Source organism: Pseudomonas sp. GW821-FHT05D12 (assembly GCF_059419825.1).
In genome coordinates, this window is sequence record NZ_JBWKSN010000001.1 from 348,402 (window position 1) to 374,770 (window position 26,369).

Below are 26,369 nucleotides of genomic sequence, written 5' to 3' on the forward strand. Positions count from 1 at the left end.
CGGTCGGCAGGAAGGTGGATTCTTTACCCAATCAGCCTCAATTCCTGCGCCCGCGCCACCGCCTGGGTGCGCCGTTCTACCCCAAGCTTGCTGTTGATATGGCTCGCGTGGGTCTTGACCGTGTGCAGGGAGATGAACAATCGGTTGCTGATTTCCTGGTTCGAACAGCCCTGGGCGATCAATTGCAGGACCGCCAGCTCGCGGGCGCTCAAGGTTTCGTGGTTGGGTGACGCCTCGATTACGATGACCGCCGGCAGCCGGGCCAGGAGGCTCTGATTGAGCAAACCGTGGGGATCCTTGCCGAGTTGCTCGCGCATCCAGTCCGGGTGGTTTTCCAGCAGCCGCTGGAAGGGCTGCAGCGCGCCGCCCGCCCCCGCCTCGAGCGCCTGTGCCACTACCGGTCGAGCCTTGGCCTCGTCGCCGTTCTCGAGCAACAACTGCGCCTGTTGGGTCAGGGCCATCAGGGCAATCATCTGGCGCCCGCTGTTGTGGGCCTGCTGCGCCAGCGCTTCAAGCCGTTGCAGCGCCGCCTCGGGCTGATGGCGAGTGGCATCCAGTGCAGCCTGTTGCAGCCCGATATGTTGCGGCAAATGGGGATGAAACTCCGGCGCCGCGGCGGCGTGTTCACCGTTGTAGGTTTGCCCCAGGCGCGTCAGCCAGGCGTCAGCCAGGTCGGTGCGGCCCTGGGCCAGCCAGAGTTCGCATTTGATCAGGGTAATCATCGCCAGGTAGTAGATCGGCGGCACATCCCAGATGTGCATCAGGCGTTCGGCTTCGGCGAGTTCGGCGAAGGCCTTGGGGAAATCCGCGCGGCGCCCTTCGAAACTGGCGATCACACAATGTCCGATCAGCACACTGATGTCGCGGCACGCACGGGCCTCGGCGAGACCGGCACGCAGGCGAGCCAGGCCGGCCTCGGGCTCGAACCGCACCAGCAACAGATAACCTTCATAGAGCGATAACCGCGCGCGCACCGCATAAAGCCGCTGTGGAGCCAGCCCGTGCAGGCGCTGCAGGCCTTGGCGAACCTCATCCAAAGACCGCAGGATTTCACCGCGCGCCTGCAGTACCCGCGCGCGGTCGTAATGCGCCAGCGCCTCGAACAGCGGGTTGCCGACGCGCTGCGCCAGCTCCAGCGACTCGCGATTCAAACCGCGCGCGCGCCACAGGTCGGCGTCGACGATGGCCAGGTTCGAAAGGGTCGACAGGCACATCAGCCGTTGGCCATAACGGCGTTGCGGCAGGCTTTCCAAGGCTTCGCTGCAATAACGCTGGGTCAGCTCGCGATCACCGCGCCCACGCGCGATGATCCCGCTCAGCGCCAGCCATTGGGCCAGCATCGATTTCTGCGCGGTTGCCGACGGTGCCGGCAGGAAACGACTGAGGTAGCTCGACAACTCTTCCGCCGCGTCCAACTGGCAGGCCAGGCCCAAGGCCCAGCTGTACAGCACGATCAGGCGCGGCGTACTGATCAACAGGCTGTCGGGCAAGTCCATTTTCCAGCGCAGCAGCATGCCGACATTCTGCTCGGCCAGCAGCTGCTCCTCGGACAGGTTCTGCACCAGGTTGGCGGCCACGTCCAGATGCCCGGCGCGCAGCGCCTGCTCTACCGCCTCGTCGATCAAGCCCTGGGCGTTGAACCAACGGCAGGCACGCAGGTGCAGGCTGGCGGCAGGCAACACATTGCTGCTGGCACGGCGGGTGCGCAGCAGGTCGGAGAACAGATGGTGATACCGGAACCAATGGCCCTGCTCATCCAGCGGCACCAGGAACACCTGGTGGGATTGCAGGTACCGCAGGATTTCAGCGCTGTCGTGGGCTTCGCGCACCGCGTCGCACAGCTCGCTGCAAAAGCGCTCCTGGGGGGCGGTGTCGAACAGGAAGGCCTGCACTTCGGCCGGCAGGCAGTCGATCACCTCTTCCAACAGGTAATCGCGAATCAGCCCTTCACCGCCATGCAGGCTTTGCGGCAAGGCGCCTTCACTGCCGGCTTCGGACGCGGCCAGCAACCAGAAACGCAGGCCGGCAACCCAGCCCTCACTACGGCGGATCAGGTTGTCGAGGGCCTCGCCGCGCAATGAACTGCTGTGGTGGTCCAGCACGGCCAGGGATTCGGCATGGGTCAGGCGCAAGTCCTGTTCATGCAACTCGAGCAAGTGCCGCGACAGGCGCAGGCGCGCCAAATGCCAATCCGGCCGCTGGCGACTGGTGACCAGCACCACCAGCCCATCAGGCAAATGATTGAGGAAAAATTGCAGGCAGCGGTCGAGCACCGGGCCCTGGGCCAGATGGTAGTCATCCAGCACCAGCAACAGCGGTGCACGGCTGGACAGGTGTACGGTCAGTTCATCGAGCAGGCCATCGAGCCACTCTTCAAAGGCGAAAGGCTGGTGACGCTGGCGCATCTTCAGCAGGCCCAGGGATTGGGCGCCAAGTTGCGGGAAGAATTGCTGCAAGCCATCGAGCAGGCGCTCGAGGAAACGCCCGGGGTCATTGTCGCGCGGGCTCAGGCCCAACCACAGGCTTTGCCAGTGAGCAGGCAAACCCTGGCAGAACTCCACCGCCAACGAACTCTTGCCGAACCCCGCCGGCGCACTGACCAAGAGCAGGCGACCTTCCAGCCCAGCAGCCAGGCGTTCGCACAAACGCGGTCGCAGCACGTAGCCTTCAGGCAGCGGTGGCCTGTAGAAACGACCTTCCAGGGTCGGGATTACCGCGCTGGCAGGCCCTTGGATTCGGGACAGATCAGTCATCGCCGGGCTCTTGTAGAAGGCTGTTGTCGGCATTGCAGATGTCCGCAGACTAGCGGTAAAAGCGGCAGGTTTGTAGATCTTTGCAACAAATGACTGAAAAGAACTGCGACAAAAAATCTCACCACAAAAAAGCAGGAGCTGGCTTGCCGGCGATGCAGGCGCCTCGGTCTGTCAGTTGCACCGAGGGGATGCTATCGCTGGCAAGCCAGCTCCTACACGGGGCCGGCTTACCTATCGAGGGATTGCGGGCTTAGCGAACACCATCCTGGCGCAGGGCTGCGGGGGTGAAGTCGCTGGTGGTGGCGGTGAAACCGAAGTCATAGGCCTGCTTCTCTTCGTTCTTCATGCCCAGGGCCAGGTAGCGGCCGGACTGCAGGTCGTAGAGGGTTTCCAGGGCGTACCACGGCACTTGCTTGTCGTAGTAGTTCTCGGCATGCGCTTCGGCGACGCGCCACAGTTGGCCACGACCGTCGTAGTGATCGATGACCGCGGCTTGCCAGGTGTCTTCGTCGATGAAGAAGTCACGCTTGGCATAGATGTGGCGCTGGCCTTCCTTCAGGGTCGCAACCACGTGCCACACGCGGCGCAGCTCGTAACGTGCCAGGTCCTGGTTGATGTGGCCGGCCTTGATGATGTCGGCGTACTTGAGCTTCGGATCGTCGATCTTGTAGCTGTTGGAGGCGATGTAGATTTCCTTCTTGCCTTCCAGTTTCCAGTCGTAGCGATCCGGCGCACCGTTGTACATGTCGAGGTTGTCGGAGGTACGCAGGCCGTCGGCGGCGGTACCCGGGCCGTCATAGGACACTTGCGGCGCCCGGCGGACACGGCGCTGGCCAGCGTTGTAGACCCACGCCGAGCGCGGCTCCTTCACCTGGTCCAGGGTCTCGTGCACCAGCAGTACACCACCGGCCAGACGTGCCGGCGCGGTCACTTGCTGCTTGAAGTAGAACAACACGTTGCCCGGATTCTTCGGATCGAAATCCTTCATCTTGTCGCGGAACACGAACTGGTCTTTGAAGTACACCAGGCTGAACGAGCCGTTGGTTTGCGGCGTGGCCTGGGTCACCAGGCGGGTCACGCTGCCGCCGCGATAGCGGGTGATGTGGTTCCAGATGACTTCCACGCCGCTTTTCGGGATTGGGAACGGAATCGCGGTTTCGAAGTTTTCCAGGCCGTTGCCGCCGGACACCAGGTTGGTGGTGGTGGCGTTCTTCTTGATGGCGGCGAACACATCCGCCGGCACGGTCGCGCCGCGATGAGTCGGGTAGACCGGCATCTTGAAGGTGTCCGGATAACGCTTGAACATCGCGTATTGGCCCGGCGCCAGCTTGTCTTTGTATTGCTCGACGTTCGCCGCGGTGATGGTGAACTGCGGCTGTTCGCTGGCGTAAGGGTTGGCCAGGAAACCACGCGCGTCGACAGCGCCGGCGTTGGTCGGCAATGGCGTCCATTTCGGAATGGTACCCGCCGCATTACCGGCCATCTCGGCCCCCATCGGCGTCAGGGTCGTACCCAGCTTGGCCGCTTCATCCGCCGAGACTGCCGCCATGACGTTGCTCGCCAGGATCGACAGCCCAAGCACACCCACGTGCAACAGACTTTTAGTTATTTTCATGTTCTGGTTCTTCCTGAAAATACAGTGTGCTTAGAAGTTCACGCCGAGGCTGAGCGCAACAAAATCGCGGTCATTCACCGTAGTGAAATCGCCACCGAAGAAGTTGGTGTAGTTGAGGCTGGCGGTGTAGGTGTTCTGGTATTCGGCGTCCAGGCCAAGGCTCACGGCTTTGCGGCCTTCTTCAAAGTTGGCGCCCGGTCCAGGAGAGTAGCCCTTGACGTCATGGGACCATGCCACGTTCGGTTTGAGGTTCACACCCGCGAAGACATCCGGGTATTCCCAGATAGCCCGACCGCGATAGCCCCACGAAGTGGCTGTGGTGAAACCATCATTGTTGCAGTTGGTGTTCAGCCCGTTGGCATTACCCAGGCCGGCGCCTTGGGCAGTCGAGAGGTTCAATGCCGCACAGGCATTGTTAGGCAACGAACCCGGACCGAAGACAGGGTCGCGACCGTAACGTACGTCCGACTTGCTCTCCAGCCCGCCCACATGGGTAACGCCAACTTCACCTACCAGCGTCAAGCGGCTGGCACCCATGACTTGGTCGAAGAAGTGAGTAAACGTTGTTTGGAACTGGCTGATCTCTTTGCGGCGATAGCCATGCAAGTCCTGCCCCGGGCTGCCGTTGAGCAACGAAGCATTGCCCAGTACCGGCCCACCAATAGGTTTAACGCCGGCGAACAGGATATCCGTAGAGTTCAACTGTACGGGCGCGTTAGGGCGGTAGCTCAACTCACCACTCCAGGCAGTACCTGTAGGAAGCGTGGTAGAGAAGCTCAAGCCATACAGACGGATATCTTCCGGGTACTCGATGAAGTAGTTGGAATTACCCGCGACAACCAAGGGCCGCAATTGTGGCGGCAGCCCAGGTGTAGGGCCGGTATAGGCCGATTGCGGTGCGCCCTGGGCACTGAAAATCGGCGCACGGCTGTGATAATTCATAAAGTAGGCGCCGAACTCTGTGTCCAGCGGCTCGAAGTTGTAATGGAACGCGACCCCGAACTGTCCGCTGTCACGGGCATCGCGGTCTGGACCGCGACGAACCAGCACGCCCTCGTTGTTGACGTCCACACCTGCTGCTGCCAACCCTGGGTTGAGTGCTGCCGGCAACGTACGACGGCTGTTCAGCACGCGCAGGTTGTCCTTACAGCCATCGGAAACGATGTCCGGCTGCGAGAAAAACGTACCGCAGTTGTCGGTAACCGTCTGGTCCCACTCCAACTGATAGAACGCCTCCGCCGAAAGGTTATCGGTCAGTGTCTGCGACACATAGAACATGTTGACCGGAATCAAACCTTCCTTGACCTCAGCCCCCGGACGACGGAATGCAGACACATCGATCGGGTTGATGGAGTTGATGCCGCCACCGATAAAGGTACTTTCGCCCCAACTCACTACCTGCTTACCGAACCGCACGCTGCCAGGTTGATCGGCAATCGCGTAGTTGTGGTAGATGAACGCGTCGAGAATCTGTCCACCCGAAGATTTCGCCCCCTCTTTACGGTTGTTGTCGCTGATGTCCTTGAACTCGCGGCTTTCATCCTTGAGTTCGAAGTCATACCAGTACTTGCCACGCACAAATACGCCGGTATCGCCGTATTTCAGCTCCAGATCATGGATACCCTTGAAAATTTTCGAGAACGTCTCACCACGCTTGAAGTTCAAGTGGCCGTCATCGGATGTCTGGGACAGACCATTGCCACCATTGTTGGCACCAATGAGATCCTGGTTGGGCTTGGCTGTCGACCAACTGGCCCCCACGGAAAGAGACGAGTCAAAACTCCCTTCGATTTCACCGATATTGAAACTGACGCCGAATGCGGGCCCGGCGAGCGTAGAGGCGAGACTGACGGCCAGGGGCAACTTCGCCCGGCGCCAGAACTGGTTTACTGAGGTCATCGACGCTACTCCATGTGCATTATTGTTATGGCAGTGAGTTCTTTCTGTGATGCGTGTAACGGCCGGAATACAACGATTCCAATGCCGCTCGGCAACCGGGCCCCCATGGCCCGAAGCGGAACATCCGTGAAAAACTCTGGAAGGGACTATAGCCAGCAGGGGGTAGCGCTTGATCCCTCTAAAGTGTGATTTGCATCACCAACCCGTCTGCCACAACCCTTTCGCCATGTCGGCGAGGGCCGACGCGGCAAGGATGGCTGAAAATTGGCAAATCACAAGTGAAGGCGCGAGATAGAGCATTGCCGTGCCTTTTGGGCACGGCCAAGCGGCTCAGAGGGTGGACAGGAACGTACTGTTGTTCGCCTGCCATTCAATGATGTCGATGCGGATACGTTTTTTGTCGAGTTTGCCGACACTGGTCTTGGGAATTTCCGTAACAACGGCGATCTGGTTCGGAATCGCCCACTTGCTCAAATGGCCCAGTTCCACGAACGGCTTGAGGTGTTCCTTGAGTTCACGAGCCCCTATCACATGGCCATCACGCACCACCAGCAACGCAAACGGGCGCTCGCCCCACTGCGGGTCGGCGATGCCCACCACCGCTACTTCGCGTACCGCCGGGTGCCGGCTGACCAGGTCTTCGAGGGCCAGGGAAGAGATCCACTCGCCCCCAGTCTTGATCACGTCCTTGATGCGGTCGCGGATATCGATCACGCCGAAGGCATCCAGCGTGGCCACGTCGCCCGTGTGCATCCAGCCACCCGCCCACAGCTCGGCACCCTTCTGCGGCTCGTTGAAATAGCCTTCCGAGAGCCACGGCGCGCGCAGCACCAACTCGCCCTGGGACTCGCCATCGGCCGGCAGGAAATTCCCGTCGCCGTCGATGATCGCCGCCTCCACCAACGGCCCGGGTACGCCGGCCTTGATGCGATACGTGGTGCGCTCGTCCTCGGTGCCCGCCATCAGCTCTTCGTTGAGGTGGGCGCAGGACACCAGCGGGCCGGTCTCGGACATGCCGTACGCAGCGGTCAGTTGAATCCCGCGTGCCTTGGACGCTTCATACAGCGAACGGTTGAGGGCACTGCCGCCGATGACGATTTTCCAGCCAGCAAAATCCACGCCCTGGGCAGCCTTGGCGTTGAGCAGCATCTGCAGGATGGTCGGCACGCAGTGGGAGAAAGTGACCTTTTCCTTGCGCCACAACTCCACCAGGTATTCGGGGTCGTAGCGGCCGGGATAGACCTGTTTCAGACCGAGCATGGTCGCCACATACGGCAAGCCCCAGGCATGCACGTGGAACATCGGCGTGATCGGCATGTACACGTCGTTGGTGCCGAGCAGGCGCACGCTGTCGACGCTGCCCATGATGGTCGCCACGCCAATCGTGTGCAGCACCAACTGGCGATGGGTGAAGTACACGCCTTTAGGGTTACCGGTGGTACCGGTGGTGTAGAAGGTGGTGGCGACGGAATTTTCGTCGAAATCCTGGAAATCGTACTTCGGGCTGGCGGCCGCCAGCAGGGTTTCGTACTCGCCGACCAGGTGGGGCAGCTCGGCGGTTTTCGCGTCGCCGTCGGTGAGCAGCAAGGTTTTGTCGACGGTAGTCAGCTGCGAGGCGATGGCCTGGTAGAGCCCCACGAACTCGCTGTTGACCAGCACGAAGCGGTCCTCGGCGTGGTTCATGGTGTAGAGAATCTGTTCCGGCGACAGCCGCACGTTGATGGTGTGGATCACCGCGCCGATCATCGGGATGGCGAACATGCATTCCAGGTAACGGTGGCTGTCCCAGTCCATCACCGCCACGGTGTCACCGGCCTTGACCCCGGCCTCGGTTAATACATTGGCCAGGCGGGCAACCCGTTCGGTCAGGGTCGGGTAGGTGTAGCGCAGTTTGTCGCGGTAGACGATCTCCCGGGTCTTCTCGTAACGGGTACCGGACATCAACAGGCGCTTGATCAAGAGCGGGTACTGGTAAGCGCCTTCGGCGGGCGGGATAACACGGGTCTGCAACATAAGAATCCCTTTAATGACTGCACGGTCTTGGCTTGTAGGCCTGCACTTTAGAGACCTTATGTTTCAGCCAAATCAGCCAAAGGAATGATTTGCAGACCCCAATGAATGCTAGCTTTGCGCCAGCATTCGGCTTATTTCATGCTGGTGAATGCCAGCTTCACCCCAATCGCAATCAACACCGCGCCCATGGTCCGATCGAACCAGTGCCCCATCCGCGCAAAACCTGCGCGCACGCGCTGCTGGCTGAACAGCATCGCCACCAGGCAGAACCACAGCGCCGTCGCCACCGCCAGGTACACACCGTAACCGGCCTGGATCGCCAGCGGCGTGTGCGGGTTGATGACGACGGTGAACAGCGAGAGGAAGAACAGCGTGGCCTTGGGGTTCAAGCCATTGGTCACGAAACCTGCGGTAAACGCGCCGCGCGGGGTGCGCTCACCGGCTTCACGGTGCAACTCGCCCTCGGCGGCAGGCTTGGCCGGCTGCGCGCGCAGGGCCTTGAAACCGATGTACAACAGGTAGGCCGCCGCCGCCCATTTGAGCGCGTTGAACAGCACGATGGACTGGGACACGATCAAACCGATACCGAGCAGCGAATACCCCACGTGCAGGAAAATCGCCGAGCCCACCCCCAGCGCGGTCCAGGTGCCGGCGCGACGGCCGTGGGTAACACTTTCGCGCACCACCACGGCGAAATCCGGGCCAGGGCTGGCCACCGCCAACAAGTGAATCAAGGCCACGGTCAAAAACTCGGCGACGTACATACTCACTCCATTAAGTAACTGATTATTTCATCTGATAGGCTCGGCAGATTACGCCTTCGAACTCAGTCGCAAAAGGTACAGTTGATGACGAACAATCGCCGCGCCGTCTTCCTTGATCACCCGTCCCTGGACCTGGGGGATCTTGATCTCAGTGAGTTGCGCAACACCTTCAGCGAGTTGCAGTTGTTCACCGACACTACGCCCCAGAACGTGGTCGAGCGCCTGCAGGGCGCCGACGTGGTGATCAGCAACAAAATCGCGCTGAGCACCGAAACCCTGGCGGCGTGCCCACAACTCAAGCTGATCCTGGTGTCGGCCACCGGCACCAACAACGTCGACCTTGAGGCCGCCCGCGCGCATGGCATCACCGTGAGTAACTGCCAGGGCTACGGCACGCCGTCGGTGGCACAGCACACGATCATGTTGCTGCTCAATCTGGCGACGCGCTTGAAGGACTATCAGCGGGACGTGGCCGCCGGCAAATGGCAGCAAGCCAAGCAGTTCTGCCTGCTGGACTACCCGATTGTCGAGCTGGAAGGCAAAACCCTCGGCCTGCTGGGCCATGGCGAGCTGGGCAGCGCGGTCGCACGCCTGGCCGAAGCCTTTGGCATGCGCGTGCTGCTCGGCGCGATCCCGGGCCGCCCTGCCCGTGCCGACCGCGTGCCGCTGGATGAACTACTGGCGCAGGTCGACGCGCTGACCCTGCACTGCCCGCTCAACGAGCACACCCGCGACTTTATCGGCGCCCGCGAACTGGCACTGCTCAAGCCCGGCGCGTTCATCGTCAACACCGCGCGCGGTGGCTTGATCAACGAGCAGGCCCTGGCAGACGCGTTGCGCAGCGGTCACCTGGGTGGCGCGGCGACCGACGTATTGAGCGTGGAACCGCCGGTCAACGGCAACCCGCTGCTGGCCGGTGATATCCCTCGGCTGATCGTCACCCCGCACAATGCCTGGGGCAGTCGCGAGGCGCGCCAGCGCATCGTCGGGCAACTGACGGAAAACGCCCGGGGCTTTTTCAGCGGCGCCCCGCTGCGCGTTGTGAGTTGATAAACTGCGCCCCTTTTCAAGGAGCAGACCATGGATCCGCGCAGTGAAGTACTGCTTCGTCAGGCCGAACTTTTTCAAGGCAACCTGCTGCTGGTAGGTTTGCCTGCCGACGACCTGCTGGGTCGCCTGCCCAACGCCCACGGCTGGAGTTGGCATGCCGGCGACCAGGCAGCGCTCGACGCGCGTTTCCCCGCGCGCAGCCAGTTCGGCGTGACGGTGCCCGAGCGTACGTTTGATGCGGCGGTGATCTTCCTGCCCAAGTCCAAGGACCTCACCGACTACCTGCTCAACGCCGTGGCCGCGCGACTGCCCGGCGCCGAGCTGTTTCTGGTCGGCGAGAAAAAAGGCGGCATCGAAAGCGCCGCCAAACAGCTGATCCCCTTTGGCAAACCGCGCAAGCTCGACAACGCGCGCCATTGCCAGCTGTGGCAGGTTACGGTGGCCAACGCGCCGCAGGCGGTCGACCTGCAAAGCCTCGCGCAGGTCTTCGACGTCCCGCTGGCCGAAGGGCCACTCAAGGTTGTGAGCCTGCCCGGCGTGTTCAGCCACGGTCGCCTGGACCGCGGTACCGAGCTGTTGCTGGAGCATCTGGATAAGTTGCCGAGCGGCCATTTGCTCGACTTCGGTTGCGGCGCCGGCGTGCTCGGGGCTGCGGTAAAACGTCGCTACCCGCACAACACCGTGACGATGCTGGATGTGGATGCCTTTGCCGCCGCCAGCAGCCGTCTGACCCTGGCCGCCAATGGCCTGGAAGCCGAGGTGTTGACCGGTGACGGCATCGATGCCGCGCCGATGGGTTTGAACGCGATCTTGAGCAATCCGCCGTTCCATGTCGGCGTGCATACCGATTATTTCGCCACCGAGAACCTGCTGCGAAAAGCTGCCAAACATCTGGCAAAAGGCGGCGAACTACGCCTGGTCGCGAATAGCTTCCTGAAGTACCAGCCGCTGATCGAGGAGCATCTGGGCGTGTGTGCGATCAAGGCCGAAGGCAACGGTTTTCGCATTTATCGTGCCAAGCGCGGCTAATGGCAATTTGAAAAAGAAGGCTTGCCGAATGGGTTTTGCCTAGGCAGAATCCGCTCCGTCCTAGGGGAGTAGTCTCCCACGAGCGCCACGCTCGTCCGGCATACGTCAACATACTTGGTCAACAGGCCATGGCGTATGCGACCCAGGAGTCCGCACAGACGGACCGGGGTTTGACAAGACCTATGACACGCACACCTTACCCGGGGCGGGAAGGCTGTACGTGTCATAGCCGTGTCGACCCGCCCCTGGAAACTTACCTGATGCTGGATTCACTGCTCGTTCCTACCGCAATCGTTGCCTTGGCCGAAATCGGCGACAAGACGCAACTGCTCGCGCTCATTCTCGCCGCTCGCTTTCGCAAGCCCTGGCCGATCATCGCTGGCATCGTCGCCGCGACCCTGGCCAACCATGCGGCCGCTGGTGCCGTGGGGGCCTGGTTTGGCAGTTTCTTCTCGGATGCAGTGTTGCACTGGATACTCGCGGCGAGCTTCTGCGCCACGGCGTTGTGGACCCTGGTGCCGGACAAACTCGACGATGACGAAGCCAGCACCACGCGCAAGTTCGGGCCATTCCTGACCACGCTGATCGCGTTTTTCCTCGCAGAAATCGGTGACAAGACGCAGATCGCCACGGTGATGCTGGCGGCGCAATACCCGGAGCTGTGGCTGGTAATTATCGGCACCACCCTGGGCATGTTGATTGCCAACGTACCGGTGGTTCTGGCGGGGAATTTTGCTGCAGAGAAACTGCCGCTGACCTTGATCCGCCGACTGGCTGCCACGGCGTTTTTCATCCTGGCGATCGTGGCGGTGTACAAGGCCATGCAAAGCAGCGGCTGGATCTAGCACACCACCTGCAGGAGTCCGGCTTGCCGGCGATAGCGATCTTCAGGACGCCATCGCCGGCAAGCCGGACTCCTACAAAGGTTCAGCGTTTAATCAAGATTTCTTGGCTTGCTGGTACAGCGGCATCACCTTCGGAATTGCCGCCTGCAACGAGGCGATTCGGCTGTCGGACGCCGGGTGAGTACTCATGAACTCCGGTGGCGCGCCTTCGGAAGCCTTGGCCATTTTGTTCCACAGCGTGATGGCGGCGTTCGGGTTGTAGCCGGCACGCGCCGCCAGCTCCAGGCCGATCAGGTCCGCTTCGTTTTCATTGCTGCGGCTGTTGGGCAAGGTCATGCCGTAGTTGGCCACCGTGTCCGCGAGTGCCAGGCTGTCCTGGCCCAGGCCGAACAACGCGCCGGCGCCCTGCTTCGCCATCTCGATCCCGTAGGCCTTGGACATGGCTTCGCGGCCATGTTCACGCAAGGCGTGGGCAATTTCATGACCCATCACCGCGGCCAATTCGTCATCGGTGAGCTTGAGGTTATCGATCAACGCGCTGTACACGAAAATCTTGCCGCCAGGCCCGCAGTTGGCGTTCATCTCATCACTTTTGATCAGGTTCACTTCCCACTTCCACTGCGCCGCATCGGGGCGGAACGTGGGCGCCTGGGCAATCAAGCGGTTGGCGATCGCCTGCACGCGCTTGGCGTTGGCGCTGGTCTTGTCCACCAGGCCTTTGCCACTGGCTTCGCCCAGGGTCTGCTGGTAGGACTGGGCATACATCTGGTCGACTTCCTGGCTCGACAGCATGCTGAACATGTATTGCTTGCGCTCTACCCCAACGGCGCCGCCGCTGGTGGTATTGACCGACTGGCACCCGGCCAGCGACACCGCTGCCGCCAACACACTTACCGCCAATGATTTCTTCATAAACGCTCTCCCTGAAAACATGGCGCGTATCGTAGGCGCTCGTGTGTATCGACGCCAGATACAACAGACGTTTAACCACTCATTTTCGGATACATCCCACAAGCCCCTACTGCGGCGGTGCCAGCGAATCCATCCGTTCAAGGTTGAGCTTTTGGCGGTCTCGAGGGCCCTGTCGCAGGCAAGCCAGCGCCCACATCGGAGTGTATTCACAGATCCAAATGTGGGAGCTGGCTTGCCTGCGATGAGGCCCGCACCTACACCCCATAAACCCCAGACTCAGGCCGGGGTCAGGCACTCCGGCCCGTTGAGCTTGGGATCGTTGACCATATTGGCCAGGACCCGCTCGCGCAACGCGACGGGCTCACTGGCCAGCAGGCCTTGCAGCACATGCAGTGGGGTCTCCGGATCCAGCCAGGCGGCCTGCCCGGCAGCGTCCAGGATCAATGGTCGTCGCTGACTCTGCGCGGCTTGCGTCACTACCGCCGTGCTCAGCCACACCTGCTCCTGCACCGGGTAGGCTTCCCAGATCGCAGCAAAAAACAACGTGGAGCCCTCCCCCGGCGTCAACCAATAGGGGCGTTTGCGCTGGGTACCGCGCCATTCGTAGAAACCATTGGCGGGCAGCAGGCAACGGCGCTGGCGAAACGCTTCGCGAAACATCGGTTGTTCGGCCAGGGTTTCGGCGCGGGCATGAGCCGGCGTGCGGGACAGGTCCGTCAGCCACGGCGGCGTCAGGCCCCAGCGGGCGCGAGCCAGGGTGCGCTGGCCTTCGCTCTGGCGCTGGATCAGCACCGAATCGTTCGGAGAGATGTTCCACTGGGCCTGCTGGTCCGCCGGAAAGCCCGGCAAGGCAGCAAAGGTGGGGTTCCAGCGAAACAGGGCATAACGTCCACACATGGGGCAACACGACTCTTGGGTAAACCGACCGACAGCCTAACAGACCAGCACGTCGGGGAAGCTGTCGGGTTCATCGCCTGGCAGCGGTTGCGCGCCGATGTAGGCGGTAATCAGCTCGCGGGCGTAGGCCGCCTGGTCGTTGTCCACCTCCAGCCCCAGCAGGCCGAAGATCGGCAGCTCGCCGGTGCCGCCGAGCAAATGACGGCCCACCAGGTGCGCTTCGATACCTTCGCTGGCGAGCATCTGTTGCAGCAGCTCGCCTTCCATCAGGTTTTCCGGTTCGTAGATTCGCTGCATGGGCGTCCCCGCTATTCATTTTCGCTACGGGTTTCAAGCATCCATTCTTCATCATGGACCTGAAGAACGAAGGTGATCGGCCGGCAGCACACCTGGCAGTCTTCTATATAGGTCTGATCGCCGCCCGATAAATCCACCGTTGTCTCGACCACTTCACCACAATAAGGACAATCGTACGTCGCGGTTTCCAGCATCGCAGCCTCCAAGGTGACTTGTGCGTATAATCGCCGGTCTATTTACAGGGTTATCGTTCGGCCGAGCCCATTACTCCGGCCGCCCCCTGGTATTTCCTCTACTTACCCTAGCCGTTTCTAACAAGAGAGCATGATGGGCGAATTCGATACCATCCGACCTTACAACGACAGCGAAGTCCCGGCAGTGCTGGCCCGACTGTTCAGTGACAAGGCCTTTCTGGACATCCTGACCCACTTCCGCTTCCCGCGCTTTGCCGGCGCCCTGGGCTGGCTGCTCAAGCCGATGATCGCCCGCAAATTGCGCCGTGAGTTTGCCGGCGTCACTACCGTGGCCACGCTGCAGGACAAAGTCGAGTACTACGTCGATCACACCATCGACCGGGCGACCGACGGCGTGACCTATACCGGCGTCGAGCAGCTCAAGTCCGGCATCGCCTACCTGTTCCTGGCCAACCACCGCGATATCGTGATGGACCCGGCTTTCGTTAACTACGCCGTGTACCACGCCGGCCTGCCGACGCCGCGCATCGCCATCGGCGACAACCTGCTGCAAAAGCCGTTTGTCAGCGACCTGATGCGCTTGAACAAGAGTTTTATCGTGCACCGCTCGATCACCGGGCGAAAGGAGAAGATGGCGGCGTATAACCTGCTGTCGGCCTACATCAACCATTCGATCCGCAACGATTGCCAGTCCATCTGGATCGCCCAGGCCGAAGGCCGCGCCAAGGATGGGGATGATCGCACCGAGTCGGCGATCCTCAAGATGTTCCACGTCAGCCGCAAGGACGAGCCGTTTGCCGAGGTCATCCAGTCGCTGAACCTGACGCCGGTGTCCATCAGCTACGAGTACGACCCATGCGACGCGGCCAAGGCCCGCGAGCTGTATATCCGCGCCACCACCGGCACCTACACCAAGGCGCCGGGCGAAGATGACGTGAGCATTGCCTTGGGTATCACCGGCTACAAGGGCCGGGTGCACATCAACTTCGCGCCACCGATCACCGAGCGTTTCGAAGACACCAAGCTGCTGGCGGTAGAAATGGACCGGCAGATTCTCGGCGGTTACCGGCTGTTCCCGGTGCACTACCTGGCGTATCAGCAATGGAGCGACGCCGACCCGCAATTGCAGGTGCCGACGGCGGCCGAGGTGTTCCCGGCGGACGAACTGGCCAAGGCCAAGGCTGAATGGGAGCGGCGCCTGAACGAATGCCCGGCCGAGCACCGGCCGTTCCTGGTGGTGCAATATGCAACACCGGTGCGCAATCAATATCGGGTCAAGGCGGGCATTCCACTGTAACCGCTGTACGAACCATCTTGTGTAGAAGCGGGCTTGTATAGGAGCCGTGCATGCCCGCGATGCAGACACCTCGGTGTATCAGTCACACTGAGGTGATGCTATCGCAGGCAAGCCAGCTCCCACGCAAGCCCGCTCCCAGATCTGTTCAGCGGTTTTTTCAGAGGTGGGTGCTCAGCCACGAGATGGCCAGTGCCAACGCCAGGCAGGCGAACCCGACGCGGTAAGCCAGACGATGCGCCCGTTCGGTGCGCACATCCAGAAACAACATCGGTTGGTCGATCGCGCGGTCTTCGCTTTGCGCGGCCAGGTCGGCCATCGCGCGCTGTTCACGCAGGCGGGTAAAAAACAGCAGGGCCGCCCCAGGGCAGGCCACCAATAAAGCCACAGCATTGATCAATAGTGCGGGCAGCGCCATCGCAAACCTCAGGAATACAGTGTCTTGGTATCAATTCAGATACAAACCTGAACGATAGTGGCCTCCGGCGCCTGAAATGCTCCCTCCCCCATTGACGGCTAATGTATCCAGTAATTTACAGCGTCACCTGAACGTCACCTTAACAGGCCACTCTGTTGCCCTTCGAACGTTCGGGAGCTTGTCATGCTGCACGCGCAAAACCAGGATCGGTTGTATCTGATCGCCCCCAGCGATGAGCAAGAGGCGCTGATCGGCGGCCTGGCGTTCAACGTCCAGGACCGCCATTGGCTGGTGTATTGCGCCCTGGGCGGGCATCAGCATGCGGACCTGCCGGAGGCCGATGGGTTGACGGGGGTAAGCCTGCTGGATTTCTGTATCGACACCGCCGCATGAAACTGAAGGCGAAAAAAAGCCGGGCTCATCGCTGAGCCCGGCTTTTTTAGTAAGCGGTTATTGCGAACTGAGCAATGAACCGATGCTTGGATCCTTGAACAGACGGGTCAAGGCATCGCTCAGCACGTCGCTGACCAGCTTGGTGTTGGTTTCCTGGTTCGGCGCCATGCCGAAACGCTGGTTGAGCGAAGCGCCGTAGCGGCCGCTGTAGCGACGCGTGCCGGCAGTGACGTCGGACTTGAACGTCGCGCCAATCGAGGCTTCAGTCACGTACAGGCCTTCCTTGGGCGACTGGTACTTCAGCTCGGCCAGGGTAATGGTCAGCTGAGGCGCGCCCGGCGAGTTGGCCGGGGTGAAACCCAGCAAACGCACGGCAGCTTCGGCCTGGGCCTGCAGCTTGGGCAACACGTCCTGGCCGTTCACCGACACCAGGGCGGTTTCAGGGTACAGGCCGCCACGGGAACCCAGGGTTGGCGACGGACGACCATCCACGACCCGCACCGACACCGGCTGGCCATGGCCCACCGGAGCCAATTGCGTGGTGATTTTCGGCTCAGGGCTCAGTTGTTGCGGGCTGTTGGCGCAGCCAACCAGGGTCAAGCTGGTCACAGTGATCAAACCGAACAACAGGCGTTGCAACATGCTCTTCTCTCCAGAAATCAGGTACCGACAGGCCGGCAGTATAGCGGGGCGCCACTGCGCGGAACTAGCGCCAGTTACAACCTGTGACCTGTAGCCGAGATCGCGGTTCGTTGTAACCCAGATGTCACAGCCGTTACATGGGCTCGTCACCCCACGCGGGCATGCTTGGCCCCAATCTCAGGAGGTTGATCGCCATGCATTTTCTCTGGTCTCTGTTTACCCGCAAGCCCGCCCTTCGCCAGTTCGCCCTGCTCGATGTGCAAGGTCGCTGCCAGGCCTTTAAAGAGTGCCACCAGCCTCCGGTGGGCGAAGGCTGGGTAGAAATCGAAGAGATTCGCCTGAGCTGGATGCACCACCCATTGCCGGCCAGCGCACGCGTCAGCCCACGCCCTGCGCGGTCGCCCCGCCACCAGCCGTTGGCCGCCTGACCGAAGTCCTAATAAAAGTCATAAAACACGCCCATTTCCTTGGCGTTCTTCGCTACAATCTCCCCCCGATTATAAGGACGTCTCCTGATCGGGCCTCGCAGCATCGTTAATGCCTCGGCATTAACCTCAAGAATCGCCCACAGAGAGCCGCCCACACAGATCGAGTGAAGCTGGCGCGCTTGCTGTTTTCTTTGCAAACCACCCCTCTTTACCGAATCTGCCAGAGCTGCCATTGCGCTCGGCCACTTGAGTTGTTTGCCCGTCTTGCCGCGTCTCGGCAAAGGTTGTGCGGGCCAGGTGCCAGGCTGGGGCAGCCCTTTTTTGAGGTTCACGTCTTCAAAAGAGCGTGAAAAAAACGGGTTTTCACAACTTCACAAGAGTGTGGCGAGCAAATGAATAGTTTGGCGTTTGTACAAGCACCATCAGCGTCTGGAACAGCCCAACCACACAGGACCGAGTACTCCTCAACAACCGGAGCTTGAGCCTGTCCGCTACGGATTGGTTGCACGAATCGCACGCTTTGACCATAAGTCGAATTGCCACAGGCGCCCATGAATGCGTTCATAGGCAGATTAGCCGGCAGGAAGCGTGCGCTGAAATTGCAAAGAATTGCGAATCGGACATGGCGATCCTGGCCATGGGTAACCTGGGGCAACACGTGAACCGCCCCGTCACTCCTGGCAGCCATGCCGTCAATTTGGTGCTGCAGATTTTGGAGACGCGTTAAATGGCGCATAACGAAGCAGTCGACGTAGTACTGGTAGGGGCCGGCATCATGAGTGCCACCCTGGCCGTATTGCTCAAAGAGCTCGACCCCGGCCTCAAGCTGGAAGTCGTTGAGCTGATGGATTCGGGTGCCGCGGAGAGTTCCAACCCGTGGAACAACGCCGGTACCGGCCACGCCGGCCTGTGTGAGCTGAACTACACGCCGCAGGCCGCCGATGGCTCCATCGACATCAAGAAAGCCGTGCACATCAACACCCAGTTCGAGGTCTCGAAGCAGTTCTGGGCGTACCTGACCAAAAAGGGCACCTTTGGCTCGTCCAAGTCCTTTATCAGCCCAGTCCCGCACCTGAGCTTCGTGCAGGGCGAAAAAGGCGTGTCGTTCCTCAAGAAACGCTTTGAATCCCTCAGCCAGCACCACGCGTTTTCGGACATGCACTACACCGAAGACCGCAATGAGATGGCCGAGTGGATGCCGTTGATGATGCCGGGCCGCCCGCTCGACGAAAAAATCGCTGCCACCCGCGTGATGAACGGCACCGACGTCAACTTCGGCGCCCTGACCAACCAGTTGCTCAGCCACCTCACCAGTTCGCCGGATGCCCAGGTCAAGTACAGCAAGCGCGTGACCGGCCTCAAGCGCAACGGCGCCGGCTGGACCGTGAGCATCAAGGACGTCAACAGCGGCAACAGCCGCGAGGTGGACGCCAAGTTCGTGTTCCTCGGCGCCGGTGGTGCGGCCCTGCCGTTGCTACAAGCCTCAGGCATCGAAGAAAGCAAAGGTTTTGGCGGTTTCCCGGTCAGTGGCCAGTGGCTGCGTTGCGACAACCCGGAAGTGGTCAAGCACCACCAGGCCAAGGTCTACAGCCAGGCCGCCGTGGGTTCGCCGCCGATGTCCGTGCCGCACCTGGACACCCGCGTGGTCGATGGCAAGAAGTCCCTGCTGTTCGGGCCATACGCCGGGTTCACCACCAAGTTCCTCAAGCACGGCTCGTTCCTCGACCTGCCTCTGTCGATCCGTGCCGGCAACATCGGCCCGATGCTCGCCGTGGCCCGCGACAACATGGACCTGACCAAGTACCTGGTCAGCGAAGTGCGCCAGTCCATGGAGCAGCGCCTGGAATCCCTGCGCCGCTTCTACCCTGAAGCGAAAGCCGAGGACTGGCGCCTGGAAGTGGCCGGCCAACGGGTGCAGATCATCAAGAAAGACCCGAAAAAAGGCGGCGTGCTGCAATTTGGCACCGAGCTGGTCGCGGCCAAGGACGGTTCCCTGGCGGCACTGCTGGGCGCCTCCCCTGGCGCTTCGGTGACCGTGTCGATCATGCTGGAACTGATCGAGCGCTGCTTCCCACAAAAAGCTGCAGGCGAGTGGGCAACCAAGCTGCACGAGATCTTCCCGGCTCGCGAAAAGGTCCTGGAGACCGATGCCGAGCTGTATCGCAAGATCAACGCGCAGAACAACATCAGCCTGGAACTGGTTGAGCAAAGCAACGAAGCCGAAAGCTACGCTTAAGGCCGTGCTGCAATAAAAAACGCCCCGCTCTCGGCCTGAGAACGGGGCGTTTTTTTATGGCCGGGATAATCAGCTGCGCGCGTTATCGATCAGCTCGATGTACTCGGCGGCGTTGCGCTGGTCCTTGATCAGGTCGACAAAGGTCTGGCCATGCTCGTCCTTGCCGTCCAGGTCCAGGCCGGCTTCCTTGAAAAAGCCCAGGAACCGTTCGAAATCGTCGATACGCAGGCCACGGTAAGCCTTGATCAGTTTGTGCAGGGACGGTGAAGTCGCGTCGACCGGCTCGAAGTCCAGGAACAACTTGATCTGATCGTCGCCGATCTCGTCACCAATCACCTGTTTCTTATCTTTACGCATTACCGACTCCAGCCTGCAGACATTTACACGGGAAACGCAGTTTACCTGCGGGGCACACGCTGCGGAAGCAACACACGTTCAATGTGGGAGCTGGCTTGCCTGCGATGGTGTCGCCTCGGTTTTACTAACAGGTCGAGTTGGCTGCATCGCAGGCAAGCCAGCTCCCAGATGTGTTCTGCAGCGCTGTCACTGCCTGGAACGAACGACACCGGTGTGCAAGTCCGCCCAGATATGCCCATTGGCATAACTGAGGAATTGCACATACACCGTGTCATTGCGCAGCAGGTCGACGATCACGCGGTACTGGGCCACCGGGTAGGACAAGGTCAAGGTTTTGCTCTTGTCGTCGTATGCCGGCTTTTTCAGGCTTTTGCTTTCGGCGTCGAAGTTGAGCACCACCTGGGCGATGGTCGCGCCCTTGTTCAGGGGCTTGCCCTTGAGGCGGATCATCAGCGGCGAAGTCACCGGGATCGGTTGCTGGTTGGATTGACGCTGGTTGCCGACCACCACCGCGTATTCAGTGACTTGCAGCAACTGCTGCTGATCGGGCGTCTCGGCGCGCAGGGTAAGGTCGTCCGACGGCAGGAACTGACTGTGCATCGGCGCAGGCGCGGCGGCCAGGGGCAAACTGAGGGTCAGCGCCAGGGCGGCGCAGGTGCGTATCAACAGGCTCATGGGCCGCTCCATGGGAGATGGCCCAGCACTGTAGCTCAATCGAACTGGGCAAGCATCCAGCGCTGATACTCGACCACGTCGGCATCGCCCTCGCGTGGCGCCCAACTGGCTGATTCGCCCTCGCCTACCGGCCGATAAGGCCCGGCTTTGCACTCGAACATCACTGTATCCGGTGCCAGCACCACCAAGCCGTGGAACACCCCTGGCGGCAGGTCGACACCGGCACATGCGCTGCCCGCCTGCATCACACGCTTGGCAATGACTTCACCGGTGTCGCTGAACACCAGCAGGCCCAGGCTGCCCTGGAGCACCAGCAGGGTTTCCGCCTTGTCGGCGCTCAGGTGCCGATGCGGCGGCACATAGGTGTCGGGCTGCAGGCCCACGGCCAGGCGATGGCAGGGCTCATCCATCTGATGGAAGTTGTGATGGTGCCGGCCACGCGGGCTGGCGGCCGCTTTCTCGGTCAATTCGGCGAACAGCGTCTGATCCAGAAAGCGGGTCATCAATCACATCCCCTTGACGGCGAAAATCCCGTTGGCATTGCGCCAGTAGCCTTTGTAGTCCATGCCGTAACCGAAGATGTAACGGTCGATGCACGGCAGGCCGACGTAATCGGCTTTCAGGTCCGGGCGGGCCTTGCGGTCATGGTCTTTGTCGATCAGCACGGCGGTGTGCACCTTGCGTGCGCCGGCGTGTTTGCAGAAGTCGATGATCGCGCCCAGGGTGTGACCTTCGTCGAGAATGTCGTCGATGATCAGCACGTCACGGTCGATGAACGAGACTTCCGGCTTGGCTTTCCAGAACAGGTCACCGCCGCTGGTTTCGTTGCGATAGCGCGTGGCGTGCAGGTAGGACGCTTCCAGCGGGAACTGCAGGTGAGTGAGCAGTTTGCCGGCGAAGATCAGCCCGCCGTTCATCACGCAGAAGACCACCGGGTTGGTGTCGGCCATCTCGCGAGTGATGTGTGCGCCGACCTTGGCGATCGCTTCTTCGACTTGCGCTTCGGTGTACAGGCAGTCAGCCTCGCGCATGATTTGACGGATATGCTCGAGATCAGCGGACATGGCGCTCTCCAAGGGGGTGCTGTGGCAAGAAAAGCGGGCAAAGGTACGCATGTGAGGCGCAACGTTCAAGCCTTTATGGACTAACGTACTTGATGTCTATAGGACAACACCCTCGGATAGATTAATCTAGGCCGGTTTTTTTGCCCGCCGCCGGAGCCTTTCCCATGCCCACTCGCGAGATCCGCCACCCGCTGATCCGACACAAACTCGGCCTTATGCGCCGTGCCGACATTAGCACGAAGAATTTCCGTGAGCTTGCTCAGGAAGTCGGAGCGCTGCTCACTTACGAAGCCACCAAGGATTTGCCCCTGGAAAGCTACGAGATCCCCGGTTGGGCCGGTCCCGTCCAGGTGGAGAAAATCGCCGGTAAGAAAATTACCGTGGTGCCGATCCTGCGCGCCGGTATCGGCATGCTCGAAGGCGTGCTCAGCCTGATCCCGGGCGCCAAGGTCAGCGCCGTCGGCGTGGCCCGCAACGAAGAAACCTTGCAGGCCCACACGTACCTGGAAAAACTCGTTCCGGAAATCAACGAACGCCTGGCCATGATCATCGACCCGATGCTCGCCACCGGCAGCTCCATGGTTGCCACCATCGACTTGCTGAAAAAGGCCGGTTGCAAGGACATCCGCGCCATGGTGCTGGTGGCCGCTCCCGAAGGCATCGCTGCCGTCGAGAAAGCGCACCCGGACGTGCAGATCTACACCGCCTCCATCGATGAGCGCCTGAACGAGCACGGCTACATCATCCCAGGCCTGGGCGATGCCGGTGACAAGATCTTCGGCACCAAGCAGAAGGACGCGTGAGCATGCAGGATGAATTCAACGACCCGCTTTGGCGCCAGATCCTGTCCGGCGCACAGATGCTCTTCGTAGCATTTGGCGCGCTGGTGTTGATGCCGCTGATCACAGGTCTTGATCCAAACGTCGCACTGTTTACCGCTGGTCTGGGCACGTTGCTGTTCCAGGTGGTCACAGGGCGTCAGGTGCCGGTATTCCTGGCATCGAGCTTCGCGTTTATCACGCCGATCATTCTCGCCAAGGGCCAGTTCGGCCTTGCGGCGACCATGGGCGGGGTGATGGCGGCCGGTTTCGTTTATACCTTCCTCGGCCTCGCCGTGAAGATCAAGGGCACCGGTTTCATCGACCGGCTGCTGCCGCCCGTGGTGATCGGGCCGGTGATCATCTCCATCGGCCTGGCCATGGCGCCGATCGCCGCCAACATGGCGATGGGCAAGGCCGGTGACGGCGCCGAGCTGATCCATTACCAAACCGCGATGATGATCTCGATGCCAGCGCTGCTGACCACCTTGATCGTGGCGGTGTTCGGCAAAGGCATTTTCCGCCTGGTGCCGATCATCTCCGGCGTGCTGGTGGGGTTCGCCATGTCGTTCTACTTTGGCGTGGTCGACACGGCAAAAATCGCTGCCGCCCCTTGGTTTGCCCTGCCCCACTTCACCGCGCCGGAGTTCAACTGGCAGGCGATCCTGTTCATCGTACCGGTGGCCCTGGCCCCGGCGATCGAACATATCGGCGGTGTGATTGCAGTGGGCAGCGTGACCGGTCGCGACTACCTGAAGAAGCCCGGCCTGCACCGCACCCTGCTGGGTGACGGGATTGCCACCACGGCCGCCGGCCTGTTTGGCGGCCCGCCGAACACCACGTACGCCGAAGTGACCGGCGCGGTGATGCTGACCAAGAACTACAACCCGAAAATCATGACCTGGGCGGCGGTCTTTGCCATCAGCCTGGCGTTTATCGGTAAGTTCGGCGCACTGCTGCAAAGCATCCCGGTGCCGGTGATGGGCGGGATCCTGTGCCTGCTGTTCGGCTCGATTGCCGCGGTGGGGATGAACACCTTGATCCGCCACAAGATCGACCTGGGTGAGGCGCGCAATCTGGTGATTGTGTCGGTGACCCTGGTGTTCGGGATTGGCGGGGTGCTGGTCGGTACCGGCACCGGCCCGGATGATTTCGGCCTCAAGGGCATTGCCCTGTGTGCGGTGGTAGCGATTGGCTTGAACCTGCTGCTGCCGGGCAACGATGGCTGGAAGAACAAAAAATCTGATGAGCCACTGCTCTAAGGCTGTCGATTTTCGGTGTTGCTGATGGCCTCATCGCGGGCAAGCCCGGCTCCCACAGGGAAATGCATTCCAATGTGGGAGCCGGGCTTGCCCGCGATGAGGCCAGTTCAGTCAATCAAGCACTGAAGTCTTACAGCTCACCAAGGCCATCAATCAGCGCCTGGTTCTGCTCCGGCGTACCGATGCTGATCCGCAGGAACTGGGCAATCCGCTCCTGCTTGAAGTGCCGCACGATCACGCCCTGCTCACGCACCTTGGCGGCAAGACCCGCAGCGTCGTGCCGTGGGTGACGCGCAAAGATGAAGTTGGCTGCCGACGGCAACACCTCAAAACCCTTCTCCTCCAATTGAGCGACCAGCTTGTTACGGCTATCGACAACCAATCGGCAGGTCGCCTCGAAGTACTCACGATCCTCGAACGCCGCCGCCGCGCCGACAATCGCCAGGCGATCCAGCGGATAGGAGTTGAAGCTGTTCTTGACCCGCTCCAGCGCTTCGATCAGGTCCGGGTGGCCCACGGCCAGGCCCACGCGCAAACCGGCGAGTGAGCGCGATTTGGACAGGGTCTGCGTCACCAGCAGGTTCGGGTAGCGGTCCACCAGGCTGATGGCGGTTTCACCACCGAAGTCAATATAGGCTTCATCGACCACCACCACCGAGTCCGGGCTGGACTTGAGGATCTGCTCCACCGCGTCCAGCGCCAGCACGCAGCCGGTCGGCGCGTTCGGGTTGGGGAAGATGATCCCGCCGTTGGGCCTGGCGTAGTCCGACACGCGGATCTGGAACTGCTCGTCCAGCGGCACCGGGGCGGACTTGATGCCATAAAGGCCGCAGTAGACCGGATAGAAGCTGTAGCTGATATCCGGGAACAGCAGCGGCAGATCGTGCTGGAACAGGCCATGGAAGATGTGCGCCAGGACTTCGTCGGAACCGTTGCCAAGGAACACCTTGCCGGCGTCGATCCCGTAATACTTGGCCACCGCCTGCTTGAGCAGGTCGCTGTTGGGGTCCGGGTACAGGCGCAGGTTGTCGTTCAACTCGGCTTGCATCGCGGCGAGCGCCTTGGGCGACGGGCCGTAGGGGTTTTCGTTGGTGTTGAGCTTGACCAGCCTGGTCAGCTTGGGCTGTTCGCCAGGCACGTAAGGCACCAGGTCCTTGACGAAGGGGCTCCAGAATTTGCTCATGTCTCAGTTCCCCTGCTTGTCTTCAAGGATGCGATATTCGGCGCTGCGAGCATGCGCGCTGAGGGATTCACCACGGGCCAGCACCGACGCGGTCTTGCCCAGCTCGGAAGCGCCTTGTGGCGAGCAGAAGATGATCGACGAACGCTTCTGGAAGTCATACACCCCAAGTGGCGACGAGAAACGCGCGGTGCCCGAGGTCGGCAACACGTGGTTGGGGCCCGCGCAGTAGTCGCCCAGGGCTTCGCTGGTGTGGCGGCCCATGAAGATCGCACCGGCATGACGAATCGATGGCAGCCAGGTTTGTGGGTCGGCAACCGACAGCTCCAGGTGCTCCGGCGCAATGCGGTTGGCCACCTCGATAGCCTGTTCCATGTCACGCACCAGGATCAGCGCGCCACGGCCATTGATCGACTTCTCGATGATCTCGGCGCGCTCCATGGTCGGCAGCAATTTATTGATGCTGGCGGCCACCTTGTCGAGGAATTCGGCGTCGGGGCTGACCAGGATCGCCTGGGCGTCTTCGTCGTGCTCGGCCTGGGAGAACAGGTCCATGGCAATCCAGTCCGGATCGGTCTGGCCATCACACACCACGAGGATTTCCGACGGGCCAGCGATCATGTCGATACCGACCTGGCCAAACACGTGGCGCTTGGCAGTGGCGACGTAGATGTTGCCCGGACCGACCACTTTGTCGACCTTCGGCACGCTCTCGGTGCCGTAGGCCAGCGCGGCAACAGCCTGCGCGCCGCCGATGGTGAAGACGCGGTCGACCCCGGCGATGCAGGCCGCAGCCAGCACCAGCTCGTTGATTTCGCCGCGCGGGGTCGGTACCACCATGACCACTTCGGTCACGCCCGCCACTTTGGCTGGGATCGCGTTCATCAGCACCGACGACGGGTACGACGCCTTGCCGCCCGGCACGTACAGGCCGGCACGGTCCAGTGGCGTGACCTTCTGGCCCAGCACGGTACCGTCAGCTTCGGTGTAGCTCCAGGAATCCTGCTTCTGTTTCTCGTGGTAGCTGCGCACCCGCGCTGCGGCCACTTCCAGGGCTTCGCGCTGCGGCGCAGTGATGCGCGTCAGGGCCAGCTCGAGGCGTTCGCGCGGCAGGATCAGGTCGGCCATGGACTTCACGTCCAAGCCGTCGAACTGGCGGGTGAAGTCCACCAACGCCGCGTCACCGCGTTCGCGCACGGCTTTGATGATGTCGAGCACCCGCTGGTTGACCGAATCGTCGGACACGCTTTCCCAGCTCAGCAGATGATCCAGATGATGGGCGAAATCCGGGTCGGCAGCGTTGAGTCGGGCAATTGCAGTGGACGTGGTCATAG

Annotated in this window: 27 protein-coding genes and 1 riboswitch; of the genes, 9 read left to right on the forward strand and 18 right to left on the reverse strand. The window is 61.3% G+C overall.

The window, feature by feature from the left end:
* Nucleotides 1-23: 23 nt before the first annotated feature.
* The 5 genes from AC07SI_RS01595 to AC07SI_RS01615 form a co-directional block, all read right to left on the reverse strand.
* The gene (locus AC07SI_RS01595) at nt 24-2,753 is read right to left on the reverse strand and encodes a winged helix-turn-helix domain-containing protein (protein WP_495004969.1); all 2,730 of its coding nucleotides are present in this window, start codon (nt 2,751-2,753) and stop codon (nt 24-26) included.
* A gap of 250 nt (nt 2,754-3,003) precedes the next feature.
* Nucleotides 3,004-4,368, reverse strand: coding sequence for a DUF1329 domain-containing protein (locus tag AC07SI_RS01600; protein ID WP_065900787.1), 1,365 nt, complete (start codon nt 4,366-4,368; stop codon nt 3,004-3,006).
* A gap of 30 nt (nt 4,369-4,398) precedes the next feature.
* The gene (locus AC07SI_RS01605) at nt 4,399-6,267 is read right to left on the reverse strand and encodes a DUF1302 domain-containing protein (RefSeq protein ID WP_065900783.1); all 1,869 of its coding nucleotides are present in this window, start codon (nt 6,265-6,267) and stop codon (nt 4,399-4,401) included.
* Between the two features lie 330 nt (nt 6,268-6,597).
* A complete protein-coding gene (locus tag AC07SI_RS01610; RefSeq protein WP_065900780.1) occupies nt 6,598-8,280 on the reverse strand; it encodes a fatty acid--CoA ligase in 1,683 nt (560 codons plus the stop codon).
* A 131-nt stretch (nt 8,281-8,411) separates the two neighbouring features.
* Nucleotides 8,412-9,044: a LysE family translocator gene (locus AC07SI_RS01615; protein ID WP_025855566.1), complete on the reverse strand. Its 633-nt coding sequence runs from the start codon at nt 9,042-9,044 to the stop codon at nt 8,412-8,414.
* An 84-nt stretch (nt 9,045-9,128) separates the two neighbouring features.
* Here AC07SI_RS01615 and AC07SI_RS01620 point away from each other — a divergent pair, with 84 nt between their 5' ends.
* From AC07SI_RS01620 to AC07SI_RS01630, 3 genes are all read left to right on the forward strand, one after another.
* Complete coding sequence (locus AC07SI_RS01620; RefSeq protein ID WP_065900777.1) at nt 9,129-10,094, forward strand: 2-hydroxyacid dehydrogenase; 966 nt, start codon at nt 9,129-9,131, stop codon at nt 10,092-10,094.
* A gap of 30 nt (nt 10,095-10,124) precedes the next feature.
* A complete protein-coding gene (locus tag AC07SI_RS01625) occupies nt 10,125-11,123 on the forward strand; it encodes a methyltransferase (RefSeq protein ID WP_065900774.1) in 999 nt (332 codons plus the stop codon).
* 50 nt (nt 11,124-11,173) lie between these two features.
* A riboswitch (yybP-ykoY riboswitch) is annotated at nt 11,174-11,295 on the forward strand.
* A gap of 88 nt (nt 11,296-11,383) precedes the next feature.
* Nucleotides 11,384-11,968 carry a TMEM165/GDT1 family protein gene (locus AC07SI_RS01630; RefSeq protein WP_004372026.1) on the forward strand — a complete coding sequence of 195 codons (585 nt, stop codon included), beginning with the start codon at nt 11,384-11,386 and terminating at the stop codon, nt 11,966-11,968.
* Between the two features lie 93 nt (nt 11,969-12,061).
* Here AC07SI_RS01630 and AC07SI_RS01635 read toward each other — a convergent pair whose 3' ends face one another.
* From AC07SI_RS01635 to AC07SI_RS01650, 4 genes are all read right to left on the reverse strand, one after another.
* Complete coding sequence (locus tag AC07SI_RS01635) at nt 12,062-12,880, reverse strand: M48 family metallopeptidase (protein ID WP_495004970.1); 819 nt, start codon at nt 12,878-12,880, stop codon at nt 12,062-12,064.
* Nucleotides 12,881-13,156: 276 nt separating this feature from the next.
* Entirely contained in the window at nt 13,157-13,777 is a 621-nt protein-coding gene (locus AC07SI_RS01640; RefSeq protein ID WP_065900768.1) for an SOS response-associated peptidase, read from the reverse strand.
* Nucleotides 13,778-13,813: 36 nt separating this feature from the next.
* Nucleotides 13,814-14,074, reverse strand: coding sequence for a putative signal transducing protein (locus tag AC07SI_RS01645; RefSeq protein ID WP_064450739.1), 261 nt, complete (start codon nt 14,072-14,074; stop codon nt 13,814-13,816).
* A gap of 11 nt (nt 14,075-14,085) precedes the next feature.
* Nucleotides 14,086-14,268: a CPXCG motif-containing cysteine-rich protein gene (locus tag AC07SI_RS01650; protein ID WP_262135575.1), complete on the reverse strand. Its 183-nt coding sequence runs from the start codon at nt 14,266-14,268 to the stop codon at nt 14,086-14,088.
* A 133-nt stretch (nt 14,269-14,401) separates the two neighbouring features.
* On the opposite strand from AC07SI_RS01650, the gene AC07SI_RS01655 reads away from it, so the two are divergent.
* Nucleotides 14,402-15,565: a 1-acyl-sn-glycerol-3-phosphate acyltransferase gene (locus AC07SI_RS01655; protein ID WP_177343919.1), complete on the forward strand. Its 1,164-nt coding sequence runs from the start codon at nt 14,402-14,404 to the stop codon at nt 15,563-15,565.
* A 157-nt stretch (nt 15,566-15,722) separates the two neighbouring features.
* Here the strand turns inward: AC07SI_RS01655 and AC07SI_RS01660 are convergent, their stop codons facing one another.
* A complete protein-coding gene (locus AC07SI_RS01660; protein ID WP_495004971.1) occupies nt 15,723-15,980 on the reverse strand; it encodes a hypothetical protein in 258 nt (85 codons plus the stop codon).
* A 183-nt stretch (nt 15,981-16,163) separates the two neighbouring features.
* Here AC07SI_RS01660 and AC07SI_RS01665 point away from each other — a divergent pair, with 183 nt between their 5' ends.
* Nucleotides 16,164-16,373 (forward strand): hypothetical protein, encoded by a 210-nt coding sequence (locus AC07SI_RS01665; protein ID WP_065900761.1) that lies wholly within the window; start codon nt 16,164-16,166, stop codon nt 16,371-16,373.
* Between the two features lie 57 nt (nt 16,374-16,430).
* Here the strand turns inward: AC07SI_RS01665 and AC07SI_RS01670 are convergent, their stop codons facing one another.
* Entirely contained in the window at nt 16,431-17,015 is a 585-nt protein-coding gene (locus AC07SI_RS01670; RefSeq protein WP_065900759.1) for a YajG family lipoprotein, read from the reverse strand.
* 194 nt (nt 17,016-17,209) lie between these two features.
* Between AC07SI_RS01670 and AC07SI_RS01675 the strand changes: the two genes are divergently transcribed.
* Nucleotides 17,210-17,443, forward strand: a complete 234-nt coding sequence (locus AC07SI_RS01675) for a hypothetical protein (protein WP_065900757.1) — start codon at nt 17,210-17,212, stop codon at nt 17,441-17,443.
* Between the two features lie 8 nt (nt 17,444-17,451).
* Here AC07SI_RS01675 and AC07SI_RS01680 read toward each other — a convergent pair whose 3' ends face one another.
* On the reverse strand, nt 17,452-17,775 hold the full coding sequence (locus AC07SI_RS01680; protein ID WP_157955102.1) for a hypothetical protein: 324 nt from the start codon (nt 17,773-17,775) through the stop codon (nt 17,452-17,454).
* A gap of 395 nt (nt 17,776-18,170) precedes the next feature.
* On the opposite strand from AC07SI_RS01680, the gene mqo reads away from it, so the two are divergent.
* Nucleotides 18,171-19,679, forward strand: coding sequence for a malate dehydrogenase (quinone) (gene mqo / locus AC07SI_RS01685; RefSeq protein WP_065900751.1), 1,509 nt, complete (start codon nt 18,171-18,173; stop codon nt 19,677-19,679).
* Nucleotides 19,680-19,748: 69 nt separating this feature from the next.
* On the opposite strand, the gene AC07SI_RS01690 is transcribed toward mqo, so the two are convergent.
* The 4 genes from AC07SI_RS01690 to AC07SI_RS01705 form a co-directional block, all read right to left on the reverse strand.
* Nucleotides 19,749-20,036: a PA4642 family protein gene (locus AC07SI_RS01690; RefSeq protein WP_065900748.1), complete on the reverse strand. Its 288-nt coding sequence runs from the start codon at nt 20,034-20,036 to the stop codon at nt 19,749-19,751.
* A 186-nt stretch (nt 20,037-20,222) separates the two neighbouring features.
* Nucleotides 20,223-20,711, reverse strand: a complete 489-nt coding sequence (locus tag AC07SI_RS01695) for a hypothetical protein (RefSeq protein ID WP_065900746.1) — start codon at nt 20,709-20,711, stop codon at nt 20,223-20,225.
* A 35-nt stretch (nt 20,712-20,746) separates the two neighbouring features.
* Entirely contained in the window at nt 20,747-21,214 is a 468-nt protein-coding gene (locus tag AC07SI_RS01700) for a WbuC family cupin fold metalloprotein (protein ID WP_120447638.1), read from the reverse strand.
* 3 nt (nt 21,215-21,217) lie between these two features.
* Nucleotides 21,218-21,775, reverse strand: a complete 558-nt coding sequence (locus AC07SI_RS01705) for a hypoxanthine-guanine phosphoribosyltransferase (RefSeq protein WP_025856323.1) — start codon at nt 21,773-21,775, stop codon at nt 21,218-21,220.
* Nucleotides 21,776-21,939: 164 nt separating this feature from the next.
* On the opposite strand from AC07SI_RS01705, the gene upp reads away from it, so the two are divergent.
* Together upp and AC07SI_RS01715 are read left to right on the forward strand one after the other, a co-directional pair.
* Nucleotides 21,940-22,578 carry a uracil phosphoribosyltransferase gene (gene upp, locus AC07SI_RS01710; protein ID WP_024073483.1) on the forward strand — a complete coding sequence of 213 codons (639 nt, stop codon included), beginning with the start codon at nt 21,940-21,942 and terminating at the stop codon, nt 22,576-22,578.
* A gap of 2 nt (nt 22,579-22,580) precedes the next feature.
* Nucleotides 22,581-23,855, forward strand: coding sequence for a uracil-xanthine permease family protein (locus tag AC07SI_RS01715; RefSeq protein WP_092240754.1), 1,275 nt, complete (start codon nt 22,581-22,583; stop codon nt 23,853-23,855).
* Between the two features lie 130 nt (nt 23,856-23,985).
* Here AC07SI_RS01715 and hisC read toward each other — a convergent pair whose 3' ends face one another.
* Nucleotides 23,986-25,038, reverse strand: coding sequence for a histidinol-phosphate transaminase (hisC, locus tag AC07SI_RS01720; protein WP_495004972.1), 1,053 nt, complete (start codon nt 25,036-25,038; stop codon nt 23,986-23,988).
* A gap of 3 nt (nt 25,039-25,041) precedes the next feature.
* Nucleotides 25,042-26,367, reverse strand: a complete 1,326-nt coding sequence (gene hisD, locus AC07SI_RS01725; RefSeq protein ID WP_065900740.1) for a histidinol dehydrogenase — start codon at nt 26,365-26,367, stop codon at nt 25,042-25,044.
* Nucleotides 26,368-26,369 lie beyond the last annotated feature (2 nt).

What these genes read in the sequence shown, in the direction of transcription:
- AC07SI_RS01595 (WP_495004969.1), bottom strand. Translation starts at nt 2,753, where the DNA reads ATGACTGATCTGTCCCGAATCCAAGGGCCTGCCAGCGCGGTAATCCCG.
- AC07SI_RS01600 (WP_065900787.1), bottom strand. Translation starts at nt 4,368, where the DNA reads ATGAAAATAACTAAAAGTCTGTTGCACGTGGGTGTGCTTGGGCTGTCG.
- AC07SI_RS01605 (WP_065900783.1), bottom strand. Translation starts at nt 6,267, where the DNA reads ATGACCTCAGTAAACCAGTTCTGGCGCCGGGCGAAGTTGCCCCTGGCC.
- AC07SI_RS01610 (WP_065900780.1), bottom strand. Translation starts at nt 8,280, where the DNA reads ATGTTGCAGACCCGTGTTATCCCGCCCGCCGAAGGCGCTTACCAGTAC.
- AC07SI_RS01615 (WP_025855566.1), bottom strand. Translation starts at nt 9,044, where the DNA reads ATGTACGTCGCCGAGTTTTTGACCGTGGCCTTGATTCACTTGTTGGCG.
- AC07SI_RS01620 (WP_065900777.1), top strand. Translation starts at nt 9,129, where the DNA reads ATGACGAACAATCGCCGCGCCGTCTTCCTTGATCACCCGTCCCTGGAC.
- AC07SI_RS01625 (WP_065900774.1), top strand. Translation starts at nt 10,125, where the DNA reads ATGGATCCGCGCAGTGAAGTACTGCTTCGTCAGGCCGAACTTTTTCAA.
- AC07SI_RS01630 (WP_004372026.1), top strand. Translation starts at nt 11,384, where the DNA reads ATGCTGGATTCACTGCTCGTTCCTACCGCAATCGTTGCCTTGGCCGAA.
- AC07SI_RS01635 (WP_495004970.1), bottom strand. Translation starts at nt 12,880, where the DNA reads ATGAAGAAATCATTGGCGGTAAGTGTGTTGGCGGCAGCGGTGTCGCTG.
- AC07SI_RS01640 (WP_065900768.1), bottom strand. Translation starts at nt 13,777, where the DNA reads ATGTGTGGACGTTATGCCCTGTTTCGCTGGAACCCCACCTTTGCTGCC.
- AC07SI_RS01645 (WP_064450739.1), bottom strand. Translation starts at nt 14,074, where the DNA reads ATGCAGCGAATCTACGAACCGGAAAACCTGATGGAAGGCGAGCTGCTG.
- AC07SI_RS01650 (WP_262135575.1), bottom strand. Translation starts at nt 14,268, where the DNA reads ATGCTGGAAACCGCGACGTACGATTGTCCTTATTGTGGTGAAGTGGTC.
- AC07SI_RS01655 (WP_177343919.1), top strand. Translation starts at nt 14,402, where the DNA reads ATGGGCGAATTCGATACCATCCGACCTTACAACGACAGCGAAGTCCCG.
- AC07SI_RS01660 (WP_495004971.1), bottom strand. Translation starts at nt 15,980, where the DNA reads ATGGCGCTGCCCGCACTATTGATCAATGCTGTGGCTTTATTGGTGGCC.
- AC07SI_RS01665 (WP_065900761.1), top strand. Translation starts at nt 16,164, where the DNA reads ATGCTGCACGCGCAAAACCAGGATCGGTTGTATCTGATCGCCCCCAGC.
- AC07SI_RS01670 (WP_065900759.1), bottom strand. Translation starts at nt 17,015, where the DNA reads ATGTTGCAACGCCTGTTGTTCGGTTTGATCACTGTGACCAGCTTGACC.
- AC07SI_RS01675 (WP_065900757.1), top strand. Translation starts at nt 17,210, where the DNA reads ATGCATTTTCTCTGGTCTCTGTTTACCCGCAAGCCCGCCCTTCGCCAG.
- mqo (WP_065900751.1), top strand. Translation starts at nt 18,171, where the DNA reads ATGGCGCATAACGAAGCAGTCGACGTAGTACTGGTAGGGGCCGGCATC.
- AC07SI_RS01690 (WP_065900748.1), bottom strand. Translation starts at nt 20,036, where the DNA reads ATGCGTAAAGATAAGAAACAGGTGATTGGTGACGAGATCGGCGACGAT.
- AC07SI_RS01695 (WP_065900746.1), bottom strand. Translation starts at nt 20,711, where the DNA reads ATGAGCCTGTTGATACGCACCTGCGCCGCCCTGGCGCTGACCCTCAGT.
- AC07SI_RS01700 (WP_120447638.1), bottom strand. Translation starts at nt 21,214, where the DNA reads ATGACCCGCTTTCTGGATCAGACGCTGTTCGCCGAATTGACCGAGAAA.
- AC07SI_RS01705 (WP_025856323.1), bottom strand. Translation starts at nt 21,775, where the DNA reads ATGTCCGCTGATCTCGAGCATATCCGTCAAATCATGCGCGAGGCTGAC.
- upp (WP_024073483.1), top strand. Translation starts at nt 21,940, where the DNA reads ATGCCCACTCGCGAGATCCGCCACCCGCTGATCCGACACAAACTCGGC.
- AC07SI_RS01715 (WP_092240754.1), top strand. Translation starts at nt 22,581, where the DNA reads ATGCAGGATGAATTCAACGACCCGCTTTGGCGCCAGATCCTGTCCGGC.
- hisC (WP_495004972.1), bottom strand. Translation starts at nt 25,038, where the DNA reads ATGAGCAAATTCTGGAGCCCCTTCGTCAAGGACCTGGTGCCTTACGTG.
- hisD (WP_065900740.1), bottom strand. Translation starts at nt 26,367, where the DNA reads ATGACCACGTCCACTGCAATTGCCCGACTCAACGCTGCCGACCCGGAT.